The sequence below is a fragment of the Mycobacterium sp. TH-M25 genome, assembly GCF_057473665.1.
The window spans coordinates 1-23,376 of sequence record NZ_JBYCLA010000486.1 but is presented as its reverse complement, the minus strand read 5'-3'; the positions used below and the strand labels follow the sequence as shown (position 1 = coordinate 23,376).

The window sequence follows — 23,376 nt, the reverse complement described above, 5'->3', positions numbered from 1 at the left end:
CGTCGGTGAGCATCCCGGTGTGGACACCCAGGTTGCGGTGCGAGGAGAGCGCGTCGAGGATCGCTGATCCCAGTGATCCGACGCCGAGCTGAATGGTGTCGCCGTCGTCGATGAGTTCAGCGATGTGGCCGGCGATGGCTCGGTCAGCTTCCCCGGGCGGCCGGCGTCTCTCTTCGGGCAGGGGGCGGTCAGTTGTGATGGTGGCGCTGAATCGCCCGATCGGAATCGGCGCGGTGCCCAATGTCTTCGGCATCTGGGTGTTGATCTCGGCGATGAGCACGGGTGTGTGGGCGATGGCGTCGGCGACGTAATCGACGCCGACGCCTAGCGAACACATCCCGTCGTCATCAGGAGGTGAGACCTGGACCAAGCCGATGTCGCAAGGGAGGCGGTGCTCAGCGAACATACGCGGCAACGCGGAGTAGTGGCAGGGGACGATGTCCAATCGCCCAGATTTGCTCAGCTGGGCGAGCTCACCGAGCCCGCCGTAGGAGACCATGGACACGGCGTGTGGCATGACGACGGCCAGTTGGTCGTTCCAGCTCAGACCTGTGAAGAACCGCAGCGGGCCAACATGTTCCGTCTGTTGCATCAGCGCACTGACTAACGGGCGGGGCTCGGCTGCGGCTTGCCCCCACCACACTCCGGCGCCGGGGGTCAGGTATTCGCTGAGATCGATCATCCCGGTACTCGTTGTAGCAGCGTTCCGGTGCCCAGACCGCCGCCGCAGCACATCGTCACGAGTCCGAGGTCGGCGTCGCGGCGCTCCAGCTCGGGGATCAGCGTGGCGATCAGTCTGGCACCGGTCGCGCCGACAGCGTGGCCCAGCGCGATCGCGCCCCCATTGACGTTGACGTGAGCGGGGTCGGGATTGAGCTCTTTCTGCCACGCCAGCACGACAGAGGAGAAGGCCTCGTTGACCTCGAAGAGATCGATGTCGTCGATGCTGAGGTTGTTGCGTTGCAACAGTTTTTGTGTCGCAGGAATGGGGCCGGTCAGCATGATGATCGGGTCCACGCCCACCGTCGTTTGATCGACGATACGGGCGCGCGGACGCAGCCCTAGGCGATGAAGAGCCTCTTGGGAGCACAGCAGCATGGCGGCGGCACCGTCGCTGATAGGCGAAGAAGTCCCGGCGGTGATACGTCCGCCTTCCTTGCGGAACACGGGCTTGAGATTGGCCAATGTCTCCGCCGACGTTTCGGGACGCACACACTGGTCGCTGTAGCGAATCTGTCCGTCGAGATCCAGCGGAACCATCTCGGAGACGAAGCGGCCGCCGGCGATGGCCTTGCTGGCGTTGTGATGTGACCGTGCGGCAAAGGCATCCATCTCGTCGCGACTGAGCTCCCAGCGGTCGGCGATGAGCTCGGCGCTTTCGCCTTGGTGCACAAAAGCGTAACGATCGCGGAGCTCAGCCGTCCATGGGTCGCCGAACAGTTCGGAGATCTTGACGGGGGAGTCGATGGGGACGTGGCCCATGTGCTCGACTCCGCCCGCGATCACGACGTCGTGAGTGCCCGAGGCGATCAGCGCCGCGGCCATCTCCACCGCCGTTTGCGCGGAGCCGCAGCGGCGGTCGAGCACCGTCGCTGGTACTTCGGGCGGGAAGCCGGCTTGCAGCCAGGCGTTGCGGGCAATGTTGCGGGATTGCTCACCGAAGGGCGCGGTACATCCGATCACGAGATCTTCGACCTCGCCGGGAAGTATCTCGGTGCGGTCGATCAACTCGCTGTAGCAGGAGGCGAGCATGCTGTTGGGATGTATGTCGCGGTACCAGCCCCGCTCCGGATGTGACTTTCCGACGGGTGTGCGGACTGCCTCGATGATGTAGACCTCGCGGCCTTTTGCGCTGAACGGGCCAGTGACATAGCGGCCCATCAGATGACCGTCCCGCCATCGACGGGCAAGACTTGGCCGGTGATGTACGACCCCGCATCAGACGCAAGGAAGACGAAGGTCGGAGCGATCTCATCCGGAGAAGCCCATCGGCCCAGCGGAATTCGGGCTAGAGTTTTGGCCGCCAGTTTTTCATTGCTGCGGATGTTGGCGGTCATCGCGGTAGCGGCTAGCGGTGCAACAGCGTTGACGGTGATCGACTTCCGGGCGAGCTCACGGGCCAATGACTTTGTCAGGCCAACGATTCCGGCTTTGGCGGCACTATAGTTGGCTTGCCCTATGGTGCCGGTCAGGCCAGCCGCGGAGGTCACATTGATGATTCGGCCGGTGCCGTCCAAGGCAAGGTGTTGCAGCGCGGCCTGGCTGCAGACGAAGCTGCCTACCAGATGAATGTCGACGATGAGACGGAAGTTCTCTTCAGAGAGGTCCGCGAACATTGCCGGTGCGATCGCGCCGGCGTTGTTCACCAGGATGTGCAGCGCGCCCCCACCGAGCTCGGCGGCGGCTGCGGCCGCGTCTTTTGCTGCTTCGCTGTCGCGCACATCGAGCGCCAGCGCCTGCGCGCTGCCTCCAGAAGAGTTGATCGACTCAGCCGTGGCCACCGCTGCGTCCTTATCGATGTCGGTCACCACGACAGTCGCTCCCGCGGCCGCGAAGCCGCGAGCGATCCCCTCGCCAAGGCCGCTGCCGGCACCGGTCACAAGAGCTGAGCGTCCGTCGAGCCGGAACACGTCACGTTGGTCGGTCATCAGTAGCTCCTCGGAAGACCCAGGACGTGCTCGCCGAGGTAGTTGAGCACCATCTCTTGGCTGATGGGAGCGATTCGCGTGAGCCGGGCTTCGCGGAAGTACCGTGCGACGTGGTACTCCTCGGAGTAGCCCATCCCGCCATGGGTCTGCAGGGCGCGGTCGGCCGCGTCGAAAGCTGCTTCTGCGCAGAGGTATTTAGCCGTATTTGCTTCGCGCGCGCAGGGCTTGCCGCTGTCGTAAAGCCACGTCGCTTTGCGCAGTATGAGCTCGGCGGCGTCCAGCCTCGCAAGTGAGTCAGCTAAGGGGAACTGCAGTCCCTGGTTCATTCCGATGGGCCGGCCAAACACCTCACGCTCATTGCCGTAGCGCACGGCTGCGCGCAGTGCAGCGCGGCCCATGCCGAGGGCTTCGGCGGCGATCAGGCATCGTTCGGGATTGAGGCCATCGATGATGTACCGGAAACCTTGGCCTTCCTCGCCGACTCGGTCTTCGACGGGAATTTCCAGCCCGTCGATGAACAACTCGTTGGAGGACACCGCGTTTCGGCCCATCTTGGGGATCGGGCGGATCTCGACCTTGCTGCGGTCGAGGTCGGTCAAGAACAACGTCAAACCGTCGGTCTTGCGCTTCGCGTCTTCGAATTTTGTTGTGCGAGTCAGCAACAAAATTTTCTCGGACTCCAGAGCTTTCGAGATCCAGACCTTGCGGCCGTTGACGATGTAGCGATCGCCTTCGCGCCGCGCGAATGTGGTGATCTTGGTGGTGTCCAGTCCGGCCCCCGGTTCGGTGACGCCGAAACAGACGTGCAGATCACCGGTGACGATCCGGGGAAGCGTGCGCGCCTTGAGCTCCTCGGAGCCGTGGACGATGACGGGGTGCATGCCGAAGATCGACATGTGCATCGAGCTCGCGCCGTTCATGCAGGCTCCGCTGGCTGCAACCTCCTCCAACAGGATCGAGGCCTCCGTGATGCCGAATCCATGACCGCCATATGCCTCGGGTGTGGTGATGCCGAGCCAACCCCCCTCGGCGAAGGCGTCGTAGAACTCCGTGGGGAATTCGTGTTGCTGATCCTTCGACATCCAGTACTGGTCGTCGAACTTTCCCGCCAACTCGGCGACAGCACTACGGATCGTCTGCTGGTCATCGTTCAGCTGAAAGTCCACAACTTCCTCCGCTCTCCGGCCCACTCACGAATCTGCGGCCTAACTATACTAATGGACAGACCAAAACGAAAGCCGACGTCGGCGCTGATGAAAGTGTTCACGGTCAAGCTGTGGCAGGCACAAGGGCGAGGGCGTCGGCGACCTGTTCGTTCCACACTGCCGGCGTCCCGAATAGAACGCGGTCGAGCTTGGCGCGCTTGTAGAACAGATGCAGGTCGTGTTCCCACGTGTAGCCAATAGCGCCGTGCAGCGTCAACGCGCTGTCCGCCAATTCTGCAGCTGCACCAGTGATTTGGGCTTTCGCGACCGCGGCGTGGCTGCCGCGCTCGGGCAAGCCCTCCTCAATCGACTGCGCTGCGTAGCAAGCCATGGTCAATGACGACTCGACCGTGACCAGCATTTGGGCAGCGGCGTGTTTGACCGCTTGGAACGCGCCGATGGGCTGGCCGAACTGCTGACGTTGCTTGCTGTAATCGACCGCGAGCTGCAGCATCCGCTCAGATGCTCCTAAAGCGTCAGCGGCCACCAACACCGCAGCCCGGCAGGCGATTTCGGTGATCGCAGGGCCGGCATCGACCTCGATGTGTCGCGCTTGCGCGCCGTCGAGTATGACGTCAGCGGCATCGCGCGAGCGGTCCAGTAGCGGGCGCGGCAATAGCCCGACCCCGTCTTCAGCGGCGTCGACTAACCACAGTGAGACGGACTCATTGTCGGCGACTGGTATCACGAACCGCTTGGCCCGTGATGCGCCCAGGACGCATGGTATTCGTCCGTGTAGCCGATCGGAGCGAGCCTGGACCGAGGGCGTCGCCGCCGGAATGCGATCGGCCCGCACCGCTAGCGCGGTCCACTCTCCTGACTCGACAGCCGCACTGACGAGGTCAGGGTCATGGGCGAGGGCAGGAAGGGCAATCGCCGACTGCAGCCACCCGGCGGAGGGCGCCGCAGCCCGCCCCAGCTCACGCGCGGTCAGCGCTAGCTCCAGCAGGCCCCCGCCTTGGCCGCCGAGATCCTCGGGAAAGCCGACGCCGGCCCATCCTTCTTCGGTGAAAAGGTGTTCGAAGCCGGACATGTCTCCGGCGTCGAGCCAGGAGCGGACCGTGGCAGGGCTCGCGCGTTCGCTGAGCCACTCCCGTAGTGAAGTGATGAACAGCTCTTGTTCTTCGGAGAGCTCCCAGCGCATCAGCGTGCTCCTGCCGGCATTGGCGGTATCGCCGGCCAAAAGGCCGAGCGAACGAAAAGGTACTTTCGGTCTGACCATAAACGATCCGCGCTTCGGAGGGAAGCGGTTTGCGCGCTGCACCGACGATGCTTACCGCGGGCTCGCCGCCGAGAAACCCGGTCACGAGGTTTACGGAGTCGGGTTCCAGTGTCCGCTCCACGACATGCCCCGAAGTGGTCAGCGGAATGTGCTCCTTGGGGGGAAGCGGACCTCCAGCAGATTCGGCGACCATGACAAGGCCTAACCAAACACAAAGCGCCCACGCCAGCGACGAAGAAGTTGCAATGCATGTCCTGCCGCCGCGGGTGTTTCGGCAACGAGATCATCGCGACGGGGAGTCCACATGGGTGTCGGTATCCAGGTCGAAGGACTAACGAAGTCCTTCGGGTCCCAGCGAATCTGGGAAGACGTCACCCTGGACATCCCGGAGGGAGAGGTCAGCGTGCTGCTGGGCCCATCCGGCACGGGTAAGTCCGTGTTTTTGAAGTCGCTGATCGGTCTGCTGCGTCCCGAGCGCGGCTCGATCGTGGTCGACGGCATCGATATCACCGAGTGCTCGGCCAAGGAGCTCTATGAGATTCGCACCAAGTTCGGTGTGATGTTTCAGGACGGCGCCCTGTTTGGGTCGATGAACATCTACGACAACACCGCGTTCCCGCTGCGCGAGCACACCAAGAAGAAGGAATCAGAGATCCGTGACATTGTCATGGAGAAGCTCGAATTGGTGGGTCTTGGCGGTGATGAAACCAAGTTCCCGGGTGAGATCTCCGGTGGTATGCGCAAGCGCGCCGGGCTGGCCCGTTCGCTGGTGTTGGACCCGCAGATCATTCTGTGTGACGAGCCGGACTCGGGTCTGGACCCGGTGCGTACCGCGTATCTGTCGCAGTTGTTGATCGACATCAACGCTCAGATCGACTGCACGATCTTGATCGTGACGCACAACATCAACATCGCCCGCACGGTGCCCGACAACATGGGCATGCTGTTTCGCCGCAAGCTGGTCATGTTCGGCCCGCGTGAGGTGCTGCTGACCTCCGAGGAGCCGGTGGTGCGCCAATTCCTCAACGGTCGCCGGATCGGCCCGATCGGGATGAGCGAGGAAAAGGACGAGGCCACCATGGCCGAGGAGCAGGCCCAATTGGACGCCGGCCACCACGATGGTGGTGTCGACGAGATCGTGGGCGTGCCCGCCCAGATCACCTGTACGCCCGGCATGCCGGAGCGCAAGGGTGCCGCCCGCCGCCAGGCACGGGTCCGGGCAAGCCTGCACCTGCTGCCCAAGCAGGCCCAGGAAGCGATCTTGGAGTCGTTCGAGACCAATAACTCTCACACCGTTGACGACGACGACCGAGTGTCTGGTCGGCACCGCGACGAGGCCGATACCGCGACGATTCTTACGCCAAGTCGCTACTGAGAAGCCCATGGTTCTGCATCGGCGGCAGGCCGACACCACGAGATCTGATTTGGTGTCGAGATCGATTCGGGCTGTGTGCGTTTGGCTGATGGCGACACCTATACGAGTCACCCGTACGACGAGAAACGCGGCCCTGACCGTCACGACATTAATTCCGCTGCTGCTGTCGTGCGCCGTCAGTGGCGGGGGTCACGCGCCGCACGCCTTCTCACCAGGATCACGCCATGCGCTATCAGCACCGGCGGCAGTTGTCGCGGCGAGCGTCACGCAGTTACCGGGACCAGCTGTGGTTGCTGCGGCGCGCCCGCCAATCGTCCTTCACGTCGCGCAGCCCGATAAGCTGGCGCCGACCCCGCCGGCAGGCGTGGCGAAGTCTGCTGGCGCCGTTGGTATTCCGTCCACAGCCCTGTCTGCCTACCGCAACGCTGAGCAAAAGATGGCCGCCTCCGATCCCGGGTGCGGGATCAGCTGGAACCTGTTGGCTGGTATCGGTCGCATCGAATCCGGGCACGCAAACGGAGGAGCTACCGACGCTCGTGGTACTGCCGTCCGACCAATCTACGGATCCGCATTGGACGGAACTCTACCCGGTAATGAGGTCATCACGGAGCGAGATAGTGATGGCCGGGTGGGCTTCGTGCGCGCACTGGGTCCGATGCAGTTCCTTCCCGGCACCTGGGCGCATTATGCCTCTGACGGGGATGGCGACGGTGTCGCCGACCCTCAGAATCTTTACGATTCGACATTGGCTGCCGCGCGGTACCTGTGCAGTGGCGGCATGAACCTCCGCGATCAGTCTCAAGTAACGGCAGCGATCCTGCGTTACAACAACTCCGCGTCCTATGCCCGAAACGTGTTGGGCTGGGCCGCTGCGTACGCCACGGGCGTCGTTCCGGTCGACCTGCCGCCAGTCAGCGGACCGGCCCCGCCGATCGCCGACCTCCATCTCGAGAACTCACAGGGACCCGGCCCGGGTCTGCCTCTGAACGTTCACGGGCTCCCGCCGACTGACCCGCTGTCTCAGAGGCCGCTCATCGATCTGAGTTCCTCGACTGCACCGGGCGCTGCGACGTGCACCGTGATCTGCATCGAGTCGCCTACTGCCACTAAGCAGCAGATGCCATGAGACAGCGTGGGAATCCGTCCCCGCGGACGCGAGCTGCTCGGCGGTCAGTCCTCCGCCCTGCGGTCACGATGCGCCATCCCGGAGCGAACACTCGTCGCTCCCGCGAAACAAGTGAGGTGCGAATGAGAACACGATTAGCGTTGTCGCGGTTGCTAGGTGCGGCGCTGGTTACCGCGGGCTTAGGAGTCTTTCCCGGCGCGCAGCTGGGCGCCGGAAGCGCTCACGCGGCCGGGGTTGAGAATCTCATGGTGCCGTCGGCCGCCATGGGGCGCGACATACCTGTGACCTTTCTGGCCGGCGGCCCGCATGCGGTCTATCTGCTGGATCCATTCGACGGTGGCCCCGACGTCAGTACTTGGGTCACCGCAGGAAACGCGATGAGAACGCTTGCGGGCAAGGGTATCTCAGTCGCCGCTCCCGCAGGGGGCGCCTACAGCATGTACACCAACTGGGAGAACGACGGAGGCAAACAGTGGGACACGTTCTTGTCCACTGAGTTGCCTGATTGGTTGGCTGCGAACAGAGGCCTGGCGCCAGGCGGTCATGCCGTGATCGGCGCTGCACAAGGTGGTTACGGGGCCTTGGCGCTGGCGGCGTTCCATCCCGACCGGTTCCGGTACGCCGGTTCGATGTCAGGGTTTGTGTATCCATCGGAAACAGAGACCAATGGTGCGATCCTTACCGGCCTGCGGCAGTTCGGCGGCGTTGACAGCGTCGCCATGTGGGGGCTACCGCAGGCGGGTAGATGGAAATGGCATGACCCGGATGTACATGCTGCACTTTTGGCGCGGAACAACACTCGCGTATGGGTGTTCAGCCCCCAGACCGACACCGCAAGCGATCCAGCGGCCATGATCGGTGCGGCAGCTGTGGCTCAAGGAGGTAACCGCGAGTTCTACTCGCAGTACCGGACTGTCAGAGGTCAGAACGCTCACTTCGACCTGCCTGTGTCTGGGGACCACGGGTGGTCGAGCTGGGGACCTGAGTTGAGTGCGATGTCGGGTGACGTCGCGTCGACGATCAGATAGACCCACGTATTAATCTGTACACCAACAGATTCGGTGTGACCGGTGACGGAGGATCCGCCGCCCACAGTCCACAAGGAGAGCAGTGATGGACTACACGCAACTTGCATGGTCGTTGGCGGAAGCGTGCAGACACAGTCTCAGCGAGACGGAAAAGTGCGTGGTCTACGTGGCGCTGGGGGCCGGGGATACCCGCACTGCCATCAATGAATTAGTCAGGGCGGCCGCCTGGGAGCACATCGCGCTGTCGCCGGAAGTGGCGGTGGCGCTCAGATCCTGGTGGGCCGCCTACGATGATGCTTGCGGCGCAAGAAACTTCAACCGAGTGCTGATTGAGCTACTCTCGACGCCGTCCGCACCGATGCCGACCTGGGTTGCTCCCCGCATCCGTATAGTGCAAAAGTACCTTCAGCCAAATCGGACTCGGATGTCGACTGCATAACGGGGATCGCGCCCGCCCTGCGTGATCGCCGCGAAGCGCTGAACTGCCGCTGGTGGCAACGGTCTACTTTAGCGGCGAAGCCAGGCGTGTCTTGTGCACCAGTTCCGCGTGGGTGCCCTTCGTCACGCCAAGCCGCGTCACGACGTCATCATGAAACCAGCCCAGGGCGTCTCCCGATGATGCGTCCGGCGCACCCCACTCGGGTACGGCACTGGTGTCGAACACCATGATCAAGTCGACGTCGTGCATCGGTTGCAGCTGCGTGCGCCGCTCCAGCGAGCCCGACTTGACGATCTCCTTTACCCCGTCGGCGCTCCCGAGGGCGTTATCAAAGTCATCGCGCCTCGCGCGGGCCAGCGATACCCGTGACGGGTCTGCGTCGATGAATTTCTGTAACTCGTCGAAACTCCGCCGGTGTCCCACCTCGAACCCGCGATCGACTACGAGTCGGGCCGGTGGCGGGATTTCTATGCCGAGGGGCCAGCCGATGCGATTTACGCGCGCAGAATCCGGTCAGTAAAGCTTGAAGGACCGAATCACCGCCGTCTTGGATTTGGCACCGGCTATGAGTCGTGTCGTCGCGGCGCGCGAATCGATCCTGAACTGGCCCTTTGTAGCGAAGATTAGCAAGCCTCCGCGACACGCCGAAGTTTTGTCAAAGTAGCCAGGCGTGTCTTGTCAATCTTCGCTGCATCTCGACAACTTTCGGCCTCGACGGGGTCGACTACGAAATCGACCTGTCCAGTGACAACGCCACACGGCTACGCGAGTCGATGGCGTTGTGGATCAGCAACGGGCGGCGCACGACGCGCACATCGCGACGCGGCGCCAGTGCGTCAGCGGTGCGGACCTGGGCCAAAAATCAGGGGATCGACGTGGGCCGTCGCGGCCGTGTCCCGGCGGCCGTCTACATCCGCTACAACGAGCACCGTAGGGAGAAACGCCGGTCCAGCGCTGTGCGTTGATTTGGACAGAATGTCCCGCGCGCACCAGGTCGCTTCGGGCCAGGGGATGTGCCGGTCACTCTGCGCGTTTCGTGTTTCTGCGTTGGTGTTTCGACTCATTCCACCGCTGGAGATATCGCTGGCGGATCTGGTCGCTGATGCTGTCAATGTCGCCGGTAAGCCATTGCACGTACAGGCCGGTGCTGTTATCGGGAGCGAAAAAGGCCTGCACGTCGCGGAACGCGTTGTACTGCTGGCTGACTGCGGGATTGACCCCGACACCGGGGGTGACGTTGTCCTCGACGAGTCGGGTGATGTAGGGCCAGCACAGCTGGAGGGACGCCACGGCCAGCAGCCACAAGACCGGGTTGTCCTGTTGGGCCGCTTTTACTTTGGCTTTGGACTTACTGAATCCGTGCGCTTCCGCGATGGCGGTCAGGACTTCGATCACGTGCACGATCAGGTCGACGTCAACCATCACCGGAGAGTCGTCGAACTGTGGCGGGCGGAACAAACCGCCGGCGACCGAGACCGGTGTTCGTTCCTCGGACAGCGGTTGCGCGGAATCCGCCCATCGCCGGTGGTAGCGCTCACGGTCGGCTTTGCTGGTGTTGGGCCGATCGCCGACTAGCCACTGGGCGTACGAGCTGAGGTCGCTGGGTGAGGAGAACATTTTCTGGATCTTGAAGAAAGCGTCGAAGCTCGGCCGGACCGCGGGGTGCAGCCTATCTCCGGGCAAGCAGTTCTTCTCGACCATGCGCAGGATGTATATCCAACAGACTGGCAACACCGCAGCGGCCAACTGCCGAAGTTCGCCGTCGTTAGCGCTGGTTCTGGAGCTCTTGGCCGAACGGACGCTTGCGGTGGCCTGATCCAGCACGTCGCACACCTTGATCACGGCGTCCACGTCCACGGGGACCGGGTTGGGGTCGAACTCCGGTCTACGGAACAACAACCCGACGCCGGGTTGCGCGGTCAACGTGGCCGGATCGAAGTCCGGGTCGGTCAACACACGCTCAACGGTTCCGCGTGGCCAGTTAAGGCCTGCTTCCAGACGTTCCAAGGTCTGGGACGAGTAGTTGGTGCGCTCCCCGGACTCGATCGCCGAGACTGTTCGTGCGGCCAGCTCGCAGGCGGAGCCGAAGGTTTCGTGACTTCTGTATCCCAGCGCCTTGCGCGTATCACGGACTAGCGCACCAAGCCTGATCCAGGTTTTGCTTTCCCCAGATTCCACGGGATCGCTCACAGGTGCCTCCATCGGTTTTCTTGAGACATTTTGCGCCTCCGTTTGCGTGTGCAACTTACGGCATTTGGTCTGAGTAAATCAGCGACTTCGTGACCATGGGCGGGCAGGTCCGGCGAGGGTTCACTGGTTCGCGATTTTCCAACTGTTCTGCGCTCACGGCTGGCGTGTACGCGCCGCGAGCCTTTCCAGATATCCCGTTCGGGTAAATCTGCTGCCATGACACAGCCGACATCGGTTCTGAGCGACATCACATTCATCGCGGTGAACGTGCATGCCCGCGACACCGCTTTCCAGTGCAAGTTGCACGCGCACACCCCGGTGGTGGCGCTGCTTCCACAGTTGCGCAAGCAGCTGACCGAGATCGTCAAGGACGAACCGGGCGCCGATTACCTCAACACTGAACGAGTCGAATGGGCGCTGGAGACGGGGCCGATAAGAGACCGCCTCGATCCAGAGAGCACGCTCGATCAGGCAGGCATCGTGCCTGGCTCGGATCTGTACCTGACCCACCGCACGCGCACCGAGTCGTATCCGGTATTGCGCGACGACCTCGCAGACGGCACAGCCGAGGTCTCCAAGCGCATGTTTGCGGTCCTCGATGGGCGCGACACCCGCCGGATCGCGACGGCCACGTTGCCGTTCGCCGTGTCTGCTGCGGCCAGCATCGGGATCTGCGACGTGCTCATCGGCGGCGGTAGCGACCGCTGGGAAGTCCTCGGGGTGATGGCGGTACTGGCCGTGATGTGTGCGTCGGTCGCCTCGGTGCTGACCCGTTCCCACGACAACTACGCCGACGTCTCCGGGGGTCTGTGTGTGGCCGCGTACCTGTCGGCCGCGGCGGTCGGTCTGCTGATGGTTCCCCGCGATCTCGGCATCTGGCACTTGACCACCGTGGCCGCTGCGGTCGGAGCACTGGCCGTTTTGCTCGGGGCGCTGACCGGCAACCGCCCCGCCAGCCTGCACGTCGGCGTGGGTGCGGTGGCACTGTGCGCGGTCGTTGTGGGGCTGTTGTACCTGGTGGTGCGGGTGTCGTCCCAGGCAGTGGCCGCGCAGCTGGTGTTCGCCTGCCTTTTGATCATTCTCTGGTGCACTCAGACTTCGCGACTGGTGGGGCGGGTGCGGGTCAACTACATCCCCACCACCGGCGAGCCTCTGCTGAACCGCAAGGACATGACTGTGGCAGCGGTGTCACGGCGCTCGACGTCAGCGTCAGCCATCGAGTCGATGCTCAACCAGGAGGACCGCGTCATCGAAACGCTCAAGGCACTGATCGGCATGGTCAGTGCCGCCGGTCTGGCGCTGGTGGCGGCAGCCGGGGCGGGCGGCTATTTCACCGGCGATTACGAGTGGCACATGTTCGCTCTGGTCGCCACCGCGTCGGTGGCGATGATCGCCGTCGGCCGCGGGCTGGTCGTGCGTTCAGCCGCGCTGCCCCTGATGGTTAGCGGGCCGCTGGCCTGGACGGTCTACCTGATCGGCCGGGCACTGTCACCGACACCACCAGGTGTTGGGGTGCTGGTGGCCGGAGCGGTTCCTCTGGTGGTTGGGCTGGTGCTGTCGGCGATCTGGGCAGTTCGGGCGCAGACGCTGCATTCGCCCTTGAGTAAACGCAGGCTGGAGATATTGGCGACGCTGGCGGTGGTGACGGTGTTCCCGCTGCTGGTGCTGATCATGGACGGCTGGTCGAAGGTACGGAACCGATGATCGGGTCAGCAATCCGAACTGCGAAACGGCTGGCAGCTCTCACAGTGGCTTCGACGCTGATTGCCGGACTGTCCTCGATTCCATCTGCGGCGGCGATCTCGCCATATGCGTTCAATCCGGCGGTGGATGTCCCTCCGCCGGACGCCCCACCTGGACCGGAGTTTCCGATGAAGCAGACGGCGCTGTGCGCGACCTCCGGTCAGCTGGAGGGAAGCCAGTTCAACTCGATCCCGATGGACACCGTGTGGGGTGTCAAGAGTCTGCACGGCTTCTCCACCGGCAAAGGCCAGACCGTGGCCGTGATCGATTCCGGGGTCAACCGCAACGAGCGCCTGCCGAATCTGCTCGGCGGTGGTGACTACGTCGAAGGACGGGACGGCCTGTTCGACTGTGATCATCACGGCACGCTTGTGGCCGGGCTGATCGCGGCGAAACCCCGAATCACCGACGGGTTCGTGGGTCTGGCGCCGGATGCGACCATCGTCTCGATCCGGCAGTCCTCAGCTGCGTATCAGGTGGACAGCTCGAGAACCGGAAACGCACGCGCGGCGGAGAGCGCGTCGACGCTGGCCACACTGGCCCGAGCCATTGTGCATGCCGCGGATCTCAACGCCAGTGTCATCAATATCTCGGTGACCGCGTGCGTGAAACCCAATCAGCCAGTGGACCTGCATCCATTGGCGGGAGCGCTGCACTACGCAGCTGTCGTCAAGAACGTGGTCGTCGTGACCGCAGCAGGAAACCTCGGAGGTGATTGTTCGGCGAATCCGGGCCCCAGCCCCGCCGACCCGTCCGATACCCGCGGCTGGGGACAGGTGGAGTCGATATCGCTGCCGTCGCTGTTCGACCAGTTCGTGCTGAGCGTCGGAGGCACGACTCTGACCGGCGATCCATACGTGCGGTCGATGCCGGGGCCGTGGGTCGGGGCCGCGGCTCCGGCGATCAACGTCGTCAGCCTGGATCCCGCCCGCGTCGACGGGGCGTTGATCAACGCCCAGCAGACGAAGAATGGCATCGAACCTATTGCGGGTACCAGCTTCGCCGCGGCTTGTGTCTCGGGCCTGGCCGCCCTGATCCGTCAGCGGTACCCGGCTCTGACCGCGCATCAGGTCATCGAACGCATCAAGCGCACAGCCCATCAGCCTTCGCAGGAAATGAGTTCGCTGCTCGGTTCCGGTGTCGTGGATCCGTCGGCGGCTCTGACCGATCCGATCGACGTGTCGGTGCCGCTGGTCGCTGACGGCGTCGATCCCGTCGCGGCTGTTCCTCAGGCTCCGCCCCCTCCTGCCGATAACCTGGGCAGCACCACGGCGCTGATCGCGGCGGCGTTCCTGGCCGCGGTGATTTTCGTGATGTTGGTCGTCGCGCTGGCACGCGGTGGCCGTAAGCCGGAGCAGTTGTGATGGCGCTTCGACGTAACCGGTCCTCCGCCGAGCAGCCTGAGACGTCGCCCGCAAAACGCTCAACGCGTACGGCTGAACCGTCCCGGGAATTGATCGCGCTGACTCCGCGCACCGGTCTGCTGGCCTCCGCGGCGAGCACAGGCGCGTTCCTCGGAACCGCTGGGGGACTGGGACTTCACGCCGCCGCCGGCGCAGCGGCGGCTACCGGTGTCGTCACCGCGATCGGTGGAAAGGTACGCGGCCGGACACTGGGCCAGTGGATCGCGTTGCGGCTTGCGCAACGCGACATCCCGGAGCAGGCCGCTCTCTCCTCCCGCGATGGGGTGGGCGTCGTTTTCGATGGCCGCACTGTGACGGCACTGGTGGAGATCACGCCGCGACCGTGGCAGGTCACCCGTGTCGGGCCGACCGGGTCCAGCGAGGCGCCGGTGATTTCGGCGGACGTGCTGCGGTGCCAGCTTCACCAGTTCGGCATCGACTTGTCGCGTATCGACGTGATCAGCGTCGGGTACAAGTTCGCGATCCGCGACAACGCCGCCGGAGTGCTCGACACCCTGATCGGGCCGGTGTCGGCGCCGCTCGGCGGGACCACGGTGCTTGCGGTGTCGATCGATCTCGACGCCGGGATTCTCGGCTCCGCGTACGCGCGGGCACGGCGCGAATCCCTGCCCGACGGGATGTGCCAGACATTGACTATCGCGGCTACCCGGGTGTGCTATTCGCTGGCCGAGCAAGGGTTCGGTAGCCGTCTGATGAGCGCCCAGCAGATCCGAGGTTTTCACGACGAAGTGCTCACGCAGGTGTCACGTCCCCTTGCCGATCCGCGGTGGCGTAACTGCGGGGCGACATCGGGGGTGCACACCCGCACCTTCGTTCCCCGCCGCGGTCACTGGAACGCCGATTCGGCCGCGAGCTGGAACCACCTGCAGTCCCACCGCCAGTACACGACGCTGACACTGACCCCGCAGGGTGACGCCCTGGCTCTGGCCCAGCCCCTGATCACCTACCTCGTGCGTGACGGGGACGCCCTATCGAAGGCCGCCAGCTACGGACTGTCGGTGGCGGGAGGGCAGCAGGTTCAAGGCCTGACCCGGGCGCTGCCGTGCGCGGCGCAACTACCGCTGCGCTCGACCGGTGTCCTCATCGACGACACCCGCCGTCTGGGCTTCGGAATAGCCGCTGGCGGGGCGGGCCTATTTGTCGGGTCGCAGGAGGACAAGACCCGCATATTCGTCGCGGTGTCTCCCGCTGAGGAGCCGTTGTGGCTGGCTGGACCGGAGCTGTTCGCGCTGCAGATGGTGGCACGGTTGTCTACACAGGACCAGCGAATCGCGGTGATGATCGACGAGCCACGCTGGCAGCGCCTGGTGGCGCACCGCGACGCCCCGGCCCTGTCGCTCGGGGACGCCGATTCCTCCCCGGCGGATGTCGTGGTGTGCACGCCGGCTTGGTGGGAGCGCCACCGGTCGCTGACCGCGGGCAAGGCCGTGGTGCTGGTGACAGGTGAAGCTCCCGGCCGGGGTGCCACCAACAGTCTGGTCGTGGACACCTCGGGAGGCCGCTCGGAGATCGTGGTGACCGCCGATGCCCAGGTCACGCGGGTGCTGTGGGAGCTGACCCCGATCGAGCGCAGGGTTCTGCTCGGCGACTACATCGAGGCCGGCGGTTCTCCGGCGGCCCCGATCGAGGGCGTCGACCTGCGCCTGGCCGACGTGGTGGCACTACCGGGTGCCCGCCCGCGAGTGAGTGTGAACCGGTCCAGGCAGGCTCCGGCACCCATCGTCGACACCGTCGGACAGGCCACGCCGGACACCACGGCGCCTCCGCCGAGGCAGCGCCGCATGCCGCGTCCTCCGGAACCGGTCCGGAAGGTGACCCCGCTGCGGGCTCCGACCGAAGCCCCTCAGCTGCCACCGATGGCCGGGCCTCGACCGCCGAGGGCAACGGCCAGAGGTGCTCGGCCGCCGGATCCGCAGAAGCCACCGAAACCGCCGAGGCTGCCCGACCTGCCGCCGCCGGTTGTGCTTCCTGAAGGTGACGCGACTCCGGCTCCGCCAGCACCGCCACGTGGTCGGTCCCGTCTGGACGGGCCGCCCGGACGGCACCACCGAACGGACAAGGGCAATGCATGACCACGCATTTCGACCGTGACACCAGCGGGTTCGCCCGCGCCTCCCACCAGTCCCAGGCGCTGTGTCTGGGGTGTCTGGCCACGGCGGGATTGCTGGCCCCGGTGGCCACCCTCGGCTTCGGCGATCCGGTTCGGGTCACGGCCAGTTGGCTGGCTGCAGCCGGCGGCGCGTTCCTCTTGCGGAGAGTTCGCTGGCACTGGAAGGCCCACCGGCGGATGCTGGTCACCGACGGTGACGTGGACGGCATGTTCGGCAGATTCGACAGCGGTGGAGTCGTTGTCGCCGGGTTGCCGCCAGATCTGTTGCAGCACGGGGAACTTCACCCGGACATTCGCCGGATCCTCGACGTAGCGGCCTCGAAATTTCCCGACAAGCTGCGCATCGATGTCGGTGCCGTCGAATTCGACGATGACAGCAAGGGCGGACGCAGGCTGGTGTCCTGGGGATTTCGCTGCATGGAGTCCGGTTTCTTGACTGACACCGGTACCCAGCAACGGCTGCAGACGACGTTTCTCAAAGGCATCGGCGGCATCTGGTCTTTCAGCTTCGATCCGCGGGCCGACACGTTCGGGGCGAGTCGCAAGTCCTCGATCCCGAAGCTGGCGTTTCCGCCGATGTGGCCGGTGGTGTCCGGCGCTGACGAGGCCAAGCAGCGCTACACCGGCTGGGAGTTCAAAGTCGGCGTGGGCACCGAAGGCGAGATTGGCGTTTGTTTGGAGAAGATGGCGCACGTCAAAGTCATCGGCGAAACCGGATCGGGCAAGTCCGTCGCGGTGCGCAGTTGGCTGGAGCAGTTTCGCGCGATGGGATGGATGCTGCTCCTGGCAGACGGCAAGGGTGCAGACTATGCGGGCTACTTCGCCCCCCAATCCGGCGACAGAGGTCTGCCGGTTCCGGGAACGGTCGCGGTCGGGCTGGGTTCCTCGCCTCGCGGAATGAGTTACGTCGGCGCGATCGTGCTGGCCTACCAGATCATGCAGGAGCGCCAGCTGGGTTCTCTGGAGGACAAGATCAACAATCCCGAGAGCTGGAATGCGTTTGTACCCGTGCTGTTGGTCATGGACGAGATCAAGGGGATGCGTGAGAAGTGGAAGAACAACCTCGGTAAGGATGAGGCCAAGGCCATCGAATCCATGATCACCGAGATCACCGCGCTGGGACGCGAGTTACGGGTGCACGTCATGTTGATTTCGCAAGACGCACGAGACCAGTCGATCCCCGGGGTGTGGAGCTCCAATCTGCCGCTGTCGATTTCACTCGGCAAGCCCAACGACATGACGATGAACAAGGCGTTCGAGGAATCGGTGGCGCCGAAAGTGCGCATGGTGCGTGAATCGATGGACCCCAAGATCAAGGGGAGATGCCTGATCGCGTCGGTCGATCCGGTGACCGGCGCTGCCGACGCCTTGGAATACCAAGGTTATCTCGGCTACAGCCCTGGGGAATCTTGGGACAACGCGAAATTGCCGGCACAGGCAAAGACCGAGTGGCCGAAGTTCAAAAGCGAAGTGTCGGACAAGGTTCCGCGCCTCTACACTCGGCAGTGGTTTCGTGTCGAACAGAAGTCCGAGGCGCAGCTGGCAGCGGAGTCCAAGGGTGAGCCGGACAAGGGTTACATCGATTTCGACATGTTCACCGTCGACGAGATCAAGCGGATGGAGCGAGTTCCGCTGGACAAGCGGGGCAGCGACGGGAAGATCGTCCCGAACGCGGAGATGGTCACGTTCGATCCACTCAGCAGGCAGTACGTCTGCCGGCCGCCGGTGCGGACCAAGCGCGGATTCAACCCCGAGCTGTGATCCCTGTGGTTAGGTATGTAAGGGGAGATTAGCCTACTAATGTGGTTGTGGCCGAGTGTCGTTGGTGAGCGCCGTGGTGGCAGCTAGCGGTGTGAGGTCGGTTCGGCTCAGGTGGAAGCCGATGCGCCTGTCGTAGTCGACACAGGTCAGGCCGTCGGAGTCCATCCGGCACTCCGTGCCGTCTATCAGCCTGATTGTGCTGCCGTAGGGCAGCACCTTGGACACCGCATATACAACGGGGTCGTCTGAGGCGATGCCGTTCTGCAATCCGAACCACCCCAATACGCTCACGGAATCCTGCCAAACGCTTTGCAGGTCAGCAGGTTTGGGTGTGCGCGGGTAGGTACCGTGCGGGGTGTCACACACCAGCGTGTACTTACGCCAGGTGCAGGCGATCGCGCCGCTGGGCGAGTGAAAGTGCAGGTAGTCATCTGAGCTGCGGGTCTCCGAATCGCCCGGCAAGTAGCCACCCATGTGATACGGCTCGGGGTTGACGAGCACGCCTTGCCCCACGCGCGCGAGTTCGGCCGTGGCATCCGCTGTCGGTTCAGGGAACGTCACATTGCCCGGTGGAGGCGCGTAGGGATCCGGCGGCGTCGGCATCGGATCGGGACCTGTTGGCGGGGTGTCGAATGTGGCGTGTAGCAGGTTTTCGACGCTGTGGCGTGCCAACTGTGTGTTCTGTTGGGTTAACGCCGGTTCGGTGATGACCAGCAGCCCGCGAACCTTCAGCAGCGAAACGGTCCGCTCCGGTTTCTTGTCGGTGCGGTCGCTGATACGGATGCTGGAGACGGCGACGCCGTCGAGGGGCGGTGTGGGCAGGGACTTTAGACCGCAGTGGTTAGCCCACCGGGTTGTCTCATCGATGACCGAGGCACCCGGATTTTCGAGCCCCACTGTCACGGTGTCGCCGATATGGGATCCGTCAGATGTTGATGCATGCGATACCACGGCGATCTCACGGAAGTCTCGGTGCATATCAGATCGATTACCGACCTCATCGGCAAACGGCAGCCGGCCACAGCCGGTGGCAGACTCGCCGTCCTCGGTGCTGTAGGGGACGATCGGCGAGCTCTGCAGGACCGTCCAACCATCCGGAACGTCCGCCACTGACGGCAGCAGCTGCTCCAATTCTTTATCGGTTCGCCGATTCAACGCGCTGGTATCTAGCTTGTCGGACAGCGGCTTTGAGGCGGGCCGCGCAGCTGACAGTCGCCGGATCGTGAGCGCCAAGATGGCGGCGGCTTCTTGCTCGCGGTCATGGCAGTACCCGACTACGACCAGACCGCGCACCCGCGCCAGCGAGATCACACTTTCGCGAGAGCCTTCGCCCTGATAGCGGTGCGCTCGGTTGTCGGTGAAATGAATCCGCGCGACCTCGACCCCTTCCACCTGTTTGGGTGGGAGCACGCTAATCGCGGTGGGGTCACTCGGCGAGGGATCGTCGGCAGTCGCACCCGGGTAGATGACCTGGTATTCGCGGCACCGCTTGGCCCACGCCACCGATTCGCCTATCAGATCCGCGCCTGGGCGCTCGCGCATGATCCGCACCGCCGCCGCGCCGGCATCACCGGCGATGCCGTTCTGCACCACACCATCCGAACTGGCCGCGACCAGTTCGCTGCGCATGAACGGCATGTCTGCACAGCCCGCTGGCTCGACGCTACTGTTCGGATCGATATACGGGCCCTGTTGCCGTTTGGATGCGCCGACGCTCAGCGTGAGATCCCATGATGGTCCCGGATAATCAGCGAGCACCGGAAGGAACCGAGCCAACTCACGGTTCGACAGCCCCACCGGATTCGTTACGGCCGGACGCGATTCCGTCGAGTGTCCGCACCCGCTCACAACAAGCAGCATCGCCGCGGCCATTGCCCACCCTGCCCGCATCGACGATCCTCCCGACGGCTGATGACAGTGTGCCACCCGCTCAGACCAACAGGCCACGACACATACGAGCCGACGGGCACTCCCCGGCGCGATCCAAAATCGGGACAGTCGCGTTCCCTAGCCACCGACGTCATCAACGCTGATCAGCAGCGATGGGATTTTCGATAGATCCCGTGATCCACACCAGGACCGCGTGTTACGTGTAAGCGACTTGCCGCAGCTGGACCGTGTAAGGCGTTCAAGCGATTGCGAATCCGGCCCCAATCAAGCAGCCGATAAGGTGCAGTCCGGTGTGCGGCTCCCCGCACCGGCACTCCCACCACCCATCGTGCTGGCCGTTCGGACGCGGAGCGTGGCGGTCGAGCACAGCTGCGGCTGCCTGGATGTGCTCGGCGGTCACTTGTCCAGGCCATTCTTGTACTTCACCTGCGCCATCACGCATTCCGACGGCTCCACGTCGTCGCGTACGCCGAGATACACCGGCTGGTAGAGGGCCGGTGCGGCATAGAGGTAGCGCACCTCGACGACCGTTCCGGACGGCGGAACGTCGTGGTTGGCGGGAATGGTGACGTTGCCGACGAAGGTCAAGCCGTCGTCGCCGTACAGACTCAGGCCCACGCTGCGCCGGTCGTTGACCATGGTCACCAGGGCACTCAGCGTCTCGACGAACTTGAACTTGAGCTGCGTACCGCCGCTGTTGGGCCGTCCCGCCCGATAGTGGGCGTCCAGGCGCTTGAGAACCACGCCCTCGGCTCCCGCGGCCTTGAGAGCAGTCAGCTGGTCCGCTTTGGCGTCGGCGTCGTCGGCACTGGGCACAGCAACGATCGCGGGGCCAGAGTCGCTGAGCAGTTCCGTCAGCGTTGTGTAGCGATCACGGTAAGGAGTGTCACGAACGTCGTCACCGGCCAGGTTGAGCAGGTCGAAGGCGTGCAGGCAGTCTCCGATGACCTCGCCGTCGAGGGTGAAGTCCCCGCCGATGGTGCAGGCAGCGGTGACGATCGCTTCACTGATGGAGACCACCAGCCCGAGCTTGTTGATCGCCTCGATGGTGTCGCCGGACTTGCGCACCATCATCCGGCGTCCGTCCATCTTCTCCTGCAAGCACCAGGCGGGATCGGCGATGATCTTGTTGAGGTCGGATTTCCCGGCCACGTTGAGCAACTGCGGCAACAGGCCGGAAGGCTCACGGTCAGCGCCACTGCTCTGGTACGGGGTGCCGTCCTCGCCGCGGGTGTAACCTTTGGATTCTTTACTGGCGACGAGCTTGTCGAAGATCGCTGCGGCTTTGGCGTATTCGACCGGGGCCGCGGTCTTGGTTCCGGTGCTCAGAGCCGCGCCGCGGCGGCCGTAGGCGAAGGTGACCACGAATCCGGCATCCGCTGCCTCCAGCCGCGCGTGATACTCCTTGTCGCTGGAGCCTTCTCGGTAGTAGAGACTCGCGATCCTGGGTTCTCCGGTGATGGTCATTGTGGTCCTTTCAGCCTGCTATTCTCTAAAATAGAGAATAGCATCAAGGTTCGACAGCTGGGCACTGACAGTGGAGCGGAGCCTGGTCCGCCATCCAAAACCATTCGAATCAGGCGATATCCCGCTCGGAGCCGCATTCCGACAATGCACATCGCGTTGCTCTCGATCGGGCGTCGCGGTCGTCGGATGACGATGCCCGGGCCACTGCCTCCGCTCGAAGGGAGATCGGCGGTGTCACGCGCCTCAGCGCTCGCTACGGAGATCGCTGGTCGTGTTCGGCAGCGAAATTTCGATGTCCCGGCCTTACTCTGCGCCGCATGTCACTCAGGAATCTCCGCGCGACTATCGGCAGTCGGTCCCGCCGTTCTGCCGCCCCCAGTGCCGGTCTGCCGGTTTCTGCTATTGATCCTGCTCATCGCATTCTCGAAGATCGCAGCCGTGATCGCGCGCAGAGAAAGCGCAACGACTTACTGGACCGGGACGGCTACTCTCCGGTGCTTCTCGTGTTCGACGAGATCACGACAGTGCGCAGAACCTTGGCATCTACGCGCGATGAAACCGACACCGCTGCGATCGAATCCATGATCACTGACATCCTGGTGCTCGGTCGAGAACTCGGTGTGCAGGTTGTTTGATCGCGGCGCAGGACACATGATGGGTGACGGTACCCAACGCGTGGAAGTCGAACATCGGCGTCACAGTCTGCGTGGGTGCACCCGCCAAAATAATGATCGAAAGCTCATTCGCTGACGTCGATAAGCCGGGCCGGCGGCCCGCAGGATCGCCTGCGCGAGGGACACCGCCGATTCGCGGTCTCGGCGTCGTGGTCAATCCAGCCGGAGGAGCCGGCGCTCACCAAAGAGTGCTGAGCTGTCGAATTCAGGCGATCCAGTCGTCGAGTTCGTTGTCTTTGACGCTGTAGCGCTGCGTCCGGGCCAGGACGCCGATCGCCGCGTCGATCTCTTCCTGGGTGGGTTCGTTCTCGGCCACGGGGTTACACCTCCCTCGACCGCCGTGGCGAAGCACAACTGGCCCACGAGGCCGCGACGGCATCGTCATCAATCACTGGAAGCAAGCTGGGAACGCCACATCCCAAATGCGTTGAAGATGCACGCATTCAGCGAGTCCTGGAGGAGGCCGAGAGGTCCGCGCAACATGCCGTCACTGATCCCGATGTAGACGATCTGCCCTCCGTGCACTGCTACGGCGACGTGGGGGTTGTCGAGGTCGTCGATCCACAAACCCACCGCCTCGGCGGACGTGAAAGACGCCGCGGTCCACACTGCCTCCAGTCGCCGAGCGGCGTCGAGGACGTCCATGTGCGCAGGTGCGCTCACCGCACCGGAGTCGCGGCGGGCACGGTGGTCGTCGCGGCTGGGGCGGGCGGGATGGTCACCGACGTGCTGGGTGCGCTCAGCGGGTCCGAGGACTGACCGACGCCGCCGCTGCTCTGGCCGGGATACGGGTTCAGTGACGGGGTGTAGCTGGGAACCGCCGTCGGTGTGGCTCCCGGCGAGGTGATTGACTCAGCTGGGCTGACTAGCTCACAGGTGTAGGGGTCGAAGCGGCTTGATGCGGCTCCGGTGGCGACAGGAGTCGGTTCGGCCGTCTCATGCGCGGTGTCGGTCACGGCCACCGGTGACGGGCCGCCCGCGATGGGCTTGCACTGTCCGGGCGCCACCATCGCAGTCACCGTGACGGTGGCCGGGGTGGGGCGTGCGGACTCCGATGCCTTCCGATCGGCATCC

18 protein-coding genes and 3 pseudogenes are annotated in these 23,376 nt (G+C 64.1%); 10 read left to right on the top strand and 11 right to left on the bottom strand.

Annotation, left to right across the window (positions count from 1 at the left end; genetic code table 11):
* The 5 genes and pseudogenes from AC2VOU_RS16490 to AC2VOU_RS16470 form a co-directional block, all read right to left on the bottom strand.
* Positions 1 to 682 (bottom strand): annotated as a pseudogene (locus AC2VOU_RS16490) (acetyl-CoA hydrolase/transferase family protein); the annotation flags it as partial.
* Entirely contained in the window at positions 679 to 1,881 is a 1,203-nt protein-coding gene (locus AC2VOU_RS16485) for a thiolase family protein (RefSeq protein WP_486958337.1), read from the bottom strand. The pseudogene AC2VOU_RS16490 and the gene AC2VOU_RS16485, both read right to left, overlap by 4 nt.
* Entirely contained in the window at positions 1,881 to 2,648 is a 768-nt protein-coding gene (locus AC2VOU_RS16480; protein WP_486958336.1) for an SDR family NAD(P)-dependent oxidoreductase, read from the bottom strand. The genes AC2VOU_RS16485 and AC2VOU_RS16480 overlap by 1 nt, the downstream gene beginning before the upstream one ends.
* Complete coding sequence (locus AC2VOU_RS16475; RefSeq protein ID WP_486958335.1) at positions 2,648 to 3,814, bottom strand: acyl-CoA dehydrogenase family protein; 1,167 nt, start codon at positions 3,812 to 3,814, stop codon at positions 2,648 to 2,650. Before AC2VOU_RS16475 ends, AC2VOU_RS16480 begins: the two co-directional genes overlap by 1 nt.
* Before the next feature lie 103 nt (positions 3,815 to 3,917).
* Positions 3,918 to 4,997 carry an acyl-CoA dehydrogenase family protein gene (locus AC2VOU_RS16470; RefSeq protein ID WP_486958339.1) on the bottom strand — a complete coding sequence of 360 codons (1,080 nt, stop codon included), beginning with the start codon at positions 4,995 to 4,997 and terminating at the stop codon, positions 3,918 to 3,920.
* Between the two features lie 382 nt (positions 4,998 to 5,379).
* Here AC2VOU_RS16470 and AC2VOU_RS16465 point away from each other — a divergent pair, with 382 nt between their 5' ends.
* The 4 genes and pseudogenes from AC2VOU_RS16465 (at position 5,380) to AC2VOU_RS16450 (ending at position 9,043) form a co-directional block, all read left to right on the top strand.
* Entirely contained in the window at positions 5,380 to 6,450 is a 1,071-nt protein-coding gene (locus AC2VOU_RS16465; protein ID WP_486958334.1) for an ABC transporter ATP-binding protein, read from the top strand.
* A gap of 88 nt (positions 6,451 to 6,538) precedes the next feature.
* A pseudogene (locus AC2VOU_RS16460) lies at positions 6,539 to 7,546 on the top strand (lytic transglycosylase domain-containing protein); the annotation flags it as partial.
* A 152-nt stretch (positions 7,547 to 7,698) separates the two neighbouring features.
* Positions 7,699 to 8,604 (top strand): alpha/beta hydrolase-fold protein, encoded by a 906-nt coding sequence (locus AC2VOU_RS16455; protein ID WP_486958333.1) that lies wholly within the window; start codon positions 7,699 to 7,701, stop codon positions 8,602 to 8,604.
* A gap of 85 nt (positions 8,605 to 8,689) precedes the next feature.
* Positions 8,690 to 9,043, top strand: coding sequence for a hypothetical protein (locus AC2VOU_RS16450; protein WP_486958332.1), 354 nt, complete (start codon positions 8,690 to 8,692; stop codon positions 9,041 to 9,043).
* Between the two features lie 63 nt (positions 9,044 to 9,106).
* Here AC2VOU_RS16450 and AC2VOU_RS16445 read toward each other — a convergent pair whose 3' ends face one another.
* On the bottom strand, positions 9,107 to 9,466 hold the full coding sequence (locus AC2VOU_RS16445; RefSeq protein WP_486958331.1) for a hypothetical protein: 360 nt from the start codon (positions 9,464 to 9,466) through the stop codon (positions 9,107 to 9,109).
* Positions 9,467 to 9,735: 269 nt separating this feature from the next.
* Here AC2VOU_RS16445 and AC2VOU_RS16440 point away from each other — a divergent pair, with 269 nt between their 5' ends.
* Positions 9,736 to 10,008, top strand: a complete 273-nt coding sequence (locus AC2VOU_RS16440) for an Lsr2 dimerization domain-containing protein (protein WP_486958338.1) — start codon at positions 9,736 to 9,738, stop codon at positions 10,006 to 10,008.
* 55 nt (positions 10,009 to 10,063) lie between these two features.
* Here the strand turns inward: AC2VOU_RS16440 and AC2VOU_RS16435 are convergent, their stop codons facing one another.
* Positions 10,064 to 11,233: a helix-turn-helix domain-containing protein gene (locus AC2VOU_RS16435; protein ID WP_486958330.1), complete on the bottom strand. Its 1,170-nt coding sequence runs from the start codon at positions 11,231 to 11,233 to the stop codon at positions 10,064 to 10,066.
* A 216-nt stretch (positions 11,234 to 11,449) separates the two neighbouring features.
* On the opposite strand from AC2VOU_RS16435, the gene eccD reads away from it, so the two are divergent.
* From eccD to AC2VOU_RS16415, 4 genes are read left to right on the top strand one after another with little or no spacing between them, the layout of a single operon-like run.
* Positions 11,450 to 12,937, top strand: coding sequence for a type VII secretion integral membrane protein EccD (gene eccD, locus AC2VOU_RS16430; protein WP_486958329.1), 1,488 nt, complete (start codon positions 11,450 to 11,452; stop codon positions 12,935 to 12,937).
* A complete protein-coding gene (gene mycP / locus AC2VOU_RS16425) occupies positions 12,934 to 14,340 on the top strand; it encodes a type VII secretion-associated serine protease mycosin (RefSeq protein ID WP_486958328.1) in 1,407 nt (468 codons plus the stop codon). Before eccD ends, mycP begins: the two co-directional genes overlap by 4 nt.
* The gene (locus AC2VOU_RS16420; protein WP_486958327.1) at positions 14,340 to 16,472 is read left to right on the top strand and encodes a type VII secretion protein EccE; all 2,133 of its coding nucleotides are present in this window, start codon (positions 14,340 to 14,342) and stop codon (positions 16,470 to 16,472) included. The genes mycP and AC2VOU_RS16420 overlap by 1 nt, the downstream gene beginning before the upstream one ends.
* A complete protein-coding gene (locus tag AC2VOU_RS16415) occupies positions 16,469 to 18,271 on the top strand; it encodes an ATP-binding protein (protein WP_486958326.1) in 1,803 nt (600 codons plus the stop codon). The genes AC2VOU_RS16420 and AC2VOU_RS16415 overlap by 4 nt, the downstream gene beginning before the upstream one ends.
* 36 nt (positions 18,272 to 18,307) lie before the next feature.
* Here the strand turns inward: AC2VOU_RS16415 and AC2VOU_RS16410 are convergent, their stop codons facing one another.
* A complete protein-coding gene (locus tag AC2VOU_RS16410; protein ID WP_486958325.1) occupies positions 18,308 to 20,161 on the bottom strand; it encodes a hypothetical protein in 1,854 nt (617 codons plus the stop codon).
* 396 nt (positions 20,162 to 20,557) lie between these two features.
* Positions 20,558 to 21,628, bottom strand: coding sequence for an ATP-dependent DNA ligase (locus tag AC2VOU_RS16405; RefSeq protein WP_486958324.1), 1,071 nt, complete (start codon positions 21,626 to 21,628; stop codon positions 20,558 to 20,560).
* Between the two features lie 317 nt (positions 21,629 to 21,945).
* Between AC2VOU_RS16405 and AC2VOU_RS16400 the strand changes: the two genes are divergently transcribed.
* Positions 21,946 to 22,263 (top strand): hypothetical protein, encoded by a 318-nt coding sequence (locus tag AC2VOU_RS16400; protein ID WP_486958323.1) that lies wholly within the window; start codon positions 21,946 to 21,948, stop codon positions 22,261 to 22,263.
* A 423-nt stretch (positions 22,264 to 22,686) separates the two neighbouring features.
* Here AC2VOU_RS16400 and AC2VOU_RS16395 read toward each other — a convergent pair whose 3' ends face one another.
* Entirely contained in the window at positions 22,687 to 22,965 is a 279-nt protein-coding gene (locus tag AC2VOU_RS16395; RefSeq protein ID WP_486958322.1) for a hypothetical protein, read from the bottom strand.
* Positions 22,962 to 23,376, bottom strand: a pseudogene (locus AC2VOU_RS16390) (hypothetical protein); the annotation flags it as partial. The pseudogene AC2VOU_RS16390 and the gene AC2VOU_RS16395, both read right to left, overlap by 4 nt.

Bases quoted from the DNA above. Each gene is read 5' to 3' on its own strand.
- AC2VOU_RS16485 (WP_486958337.1), bottom strand. From the start codon at position 1,881: ATGGGCCGCTATGTCACTGGCCCGTTCAGCGCAAAAGGCCGCGAGGTC.
- AC2VOU_RS16480 (WP_486958336.1), bottom strand. From the start codon at position 2,648: ATGACCGACCAACGTGACGTGTTCCGGCTCGACGGACGCTCAGCTCTT.
- AC2VOU_RS16470 (WP_486958339.1), bottom strand. From the start codon at position 4,997: ATGCGCTGGGAGCTCTCCGAAGAACAAGAGCTGTTCATCACTTCACTA.
- AC2VOU_RS16465 (WP_486958334.1), top strand. From the start codon at position 5,380: ATGGGTGTCGGTATCCAGGTCGAAGGACTAACGAAGTCCTTCGGGTCC.
- AC2VOU_RS16455 (WP_486958333.1), top strand. From the start codon at position 7,699: ATGAGAACACGATTAGCGTTGTCGCGGTTGCTAGGTGCGGCGCTGGTT.
- AC2VOU_RS16450 (WP_486958332.1), top strand. From the start codon at position 8,690: ATGGACTACACGCAACTTGCATGGTCGTTGGCGGAAGCGTGCAGACAC.
- eccD (WP_486958329.1), top strand. From the start codon at position 11,450: ATGACACAGCCGACATCGGTTCTGAGCGACATCACATTCATCGCGGTG.
- mycP (WP_486958328.1), top strand. From the start codon at position 12,934: ATGATCGGGTCAGCAATCCGAACTGCGAAACGGCTGGCAGCTCTCACA.
- AC2VOU_RS16420 (WP_486958327.1), top strand. From the start codon at position 14,340: ATGGCGCTTCGACGTAACCGGTCCTCCGCCGAGCAGCCTGAGACGTCG.
- AC2VOU_RS16415 (WP_486958326.1), top strand. From the start codon at position 16,469: ATGACCACGCATTTCGACCGTGACACCAGCGGGTTCGCCCGCGCCTCC.
- AC2VOU_RS16410 (WP_486958325.1), bottom strand. From the start codon at position 20,161: ATGCGGGCAGGGTGGGCAATGGCCGCGGCGATGCTGCTTGTTGTGAGC.
- AC2VOU_RS16405 (WP_486958324.1), bottom strand. From the start codon at position 21,628: ATGACCATCACCGGAGAACCCAGGATCGCGAGTCTCTACTACCGAGAA.
- AC2VOU_RS16400 (WP_486958323.1), top strand. From the start codon at position 21,946: ATGTCACTCAGGAATCTCCGCGCGACTATCGGCAGTCGGTCCCGCCGT.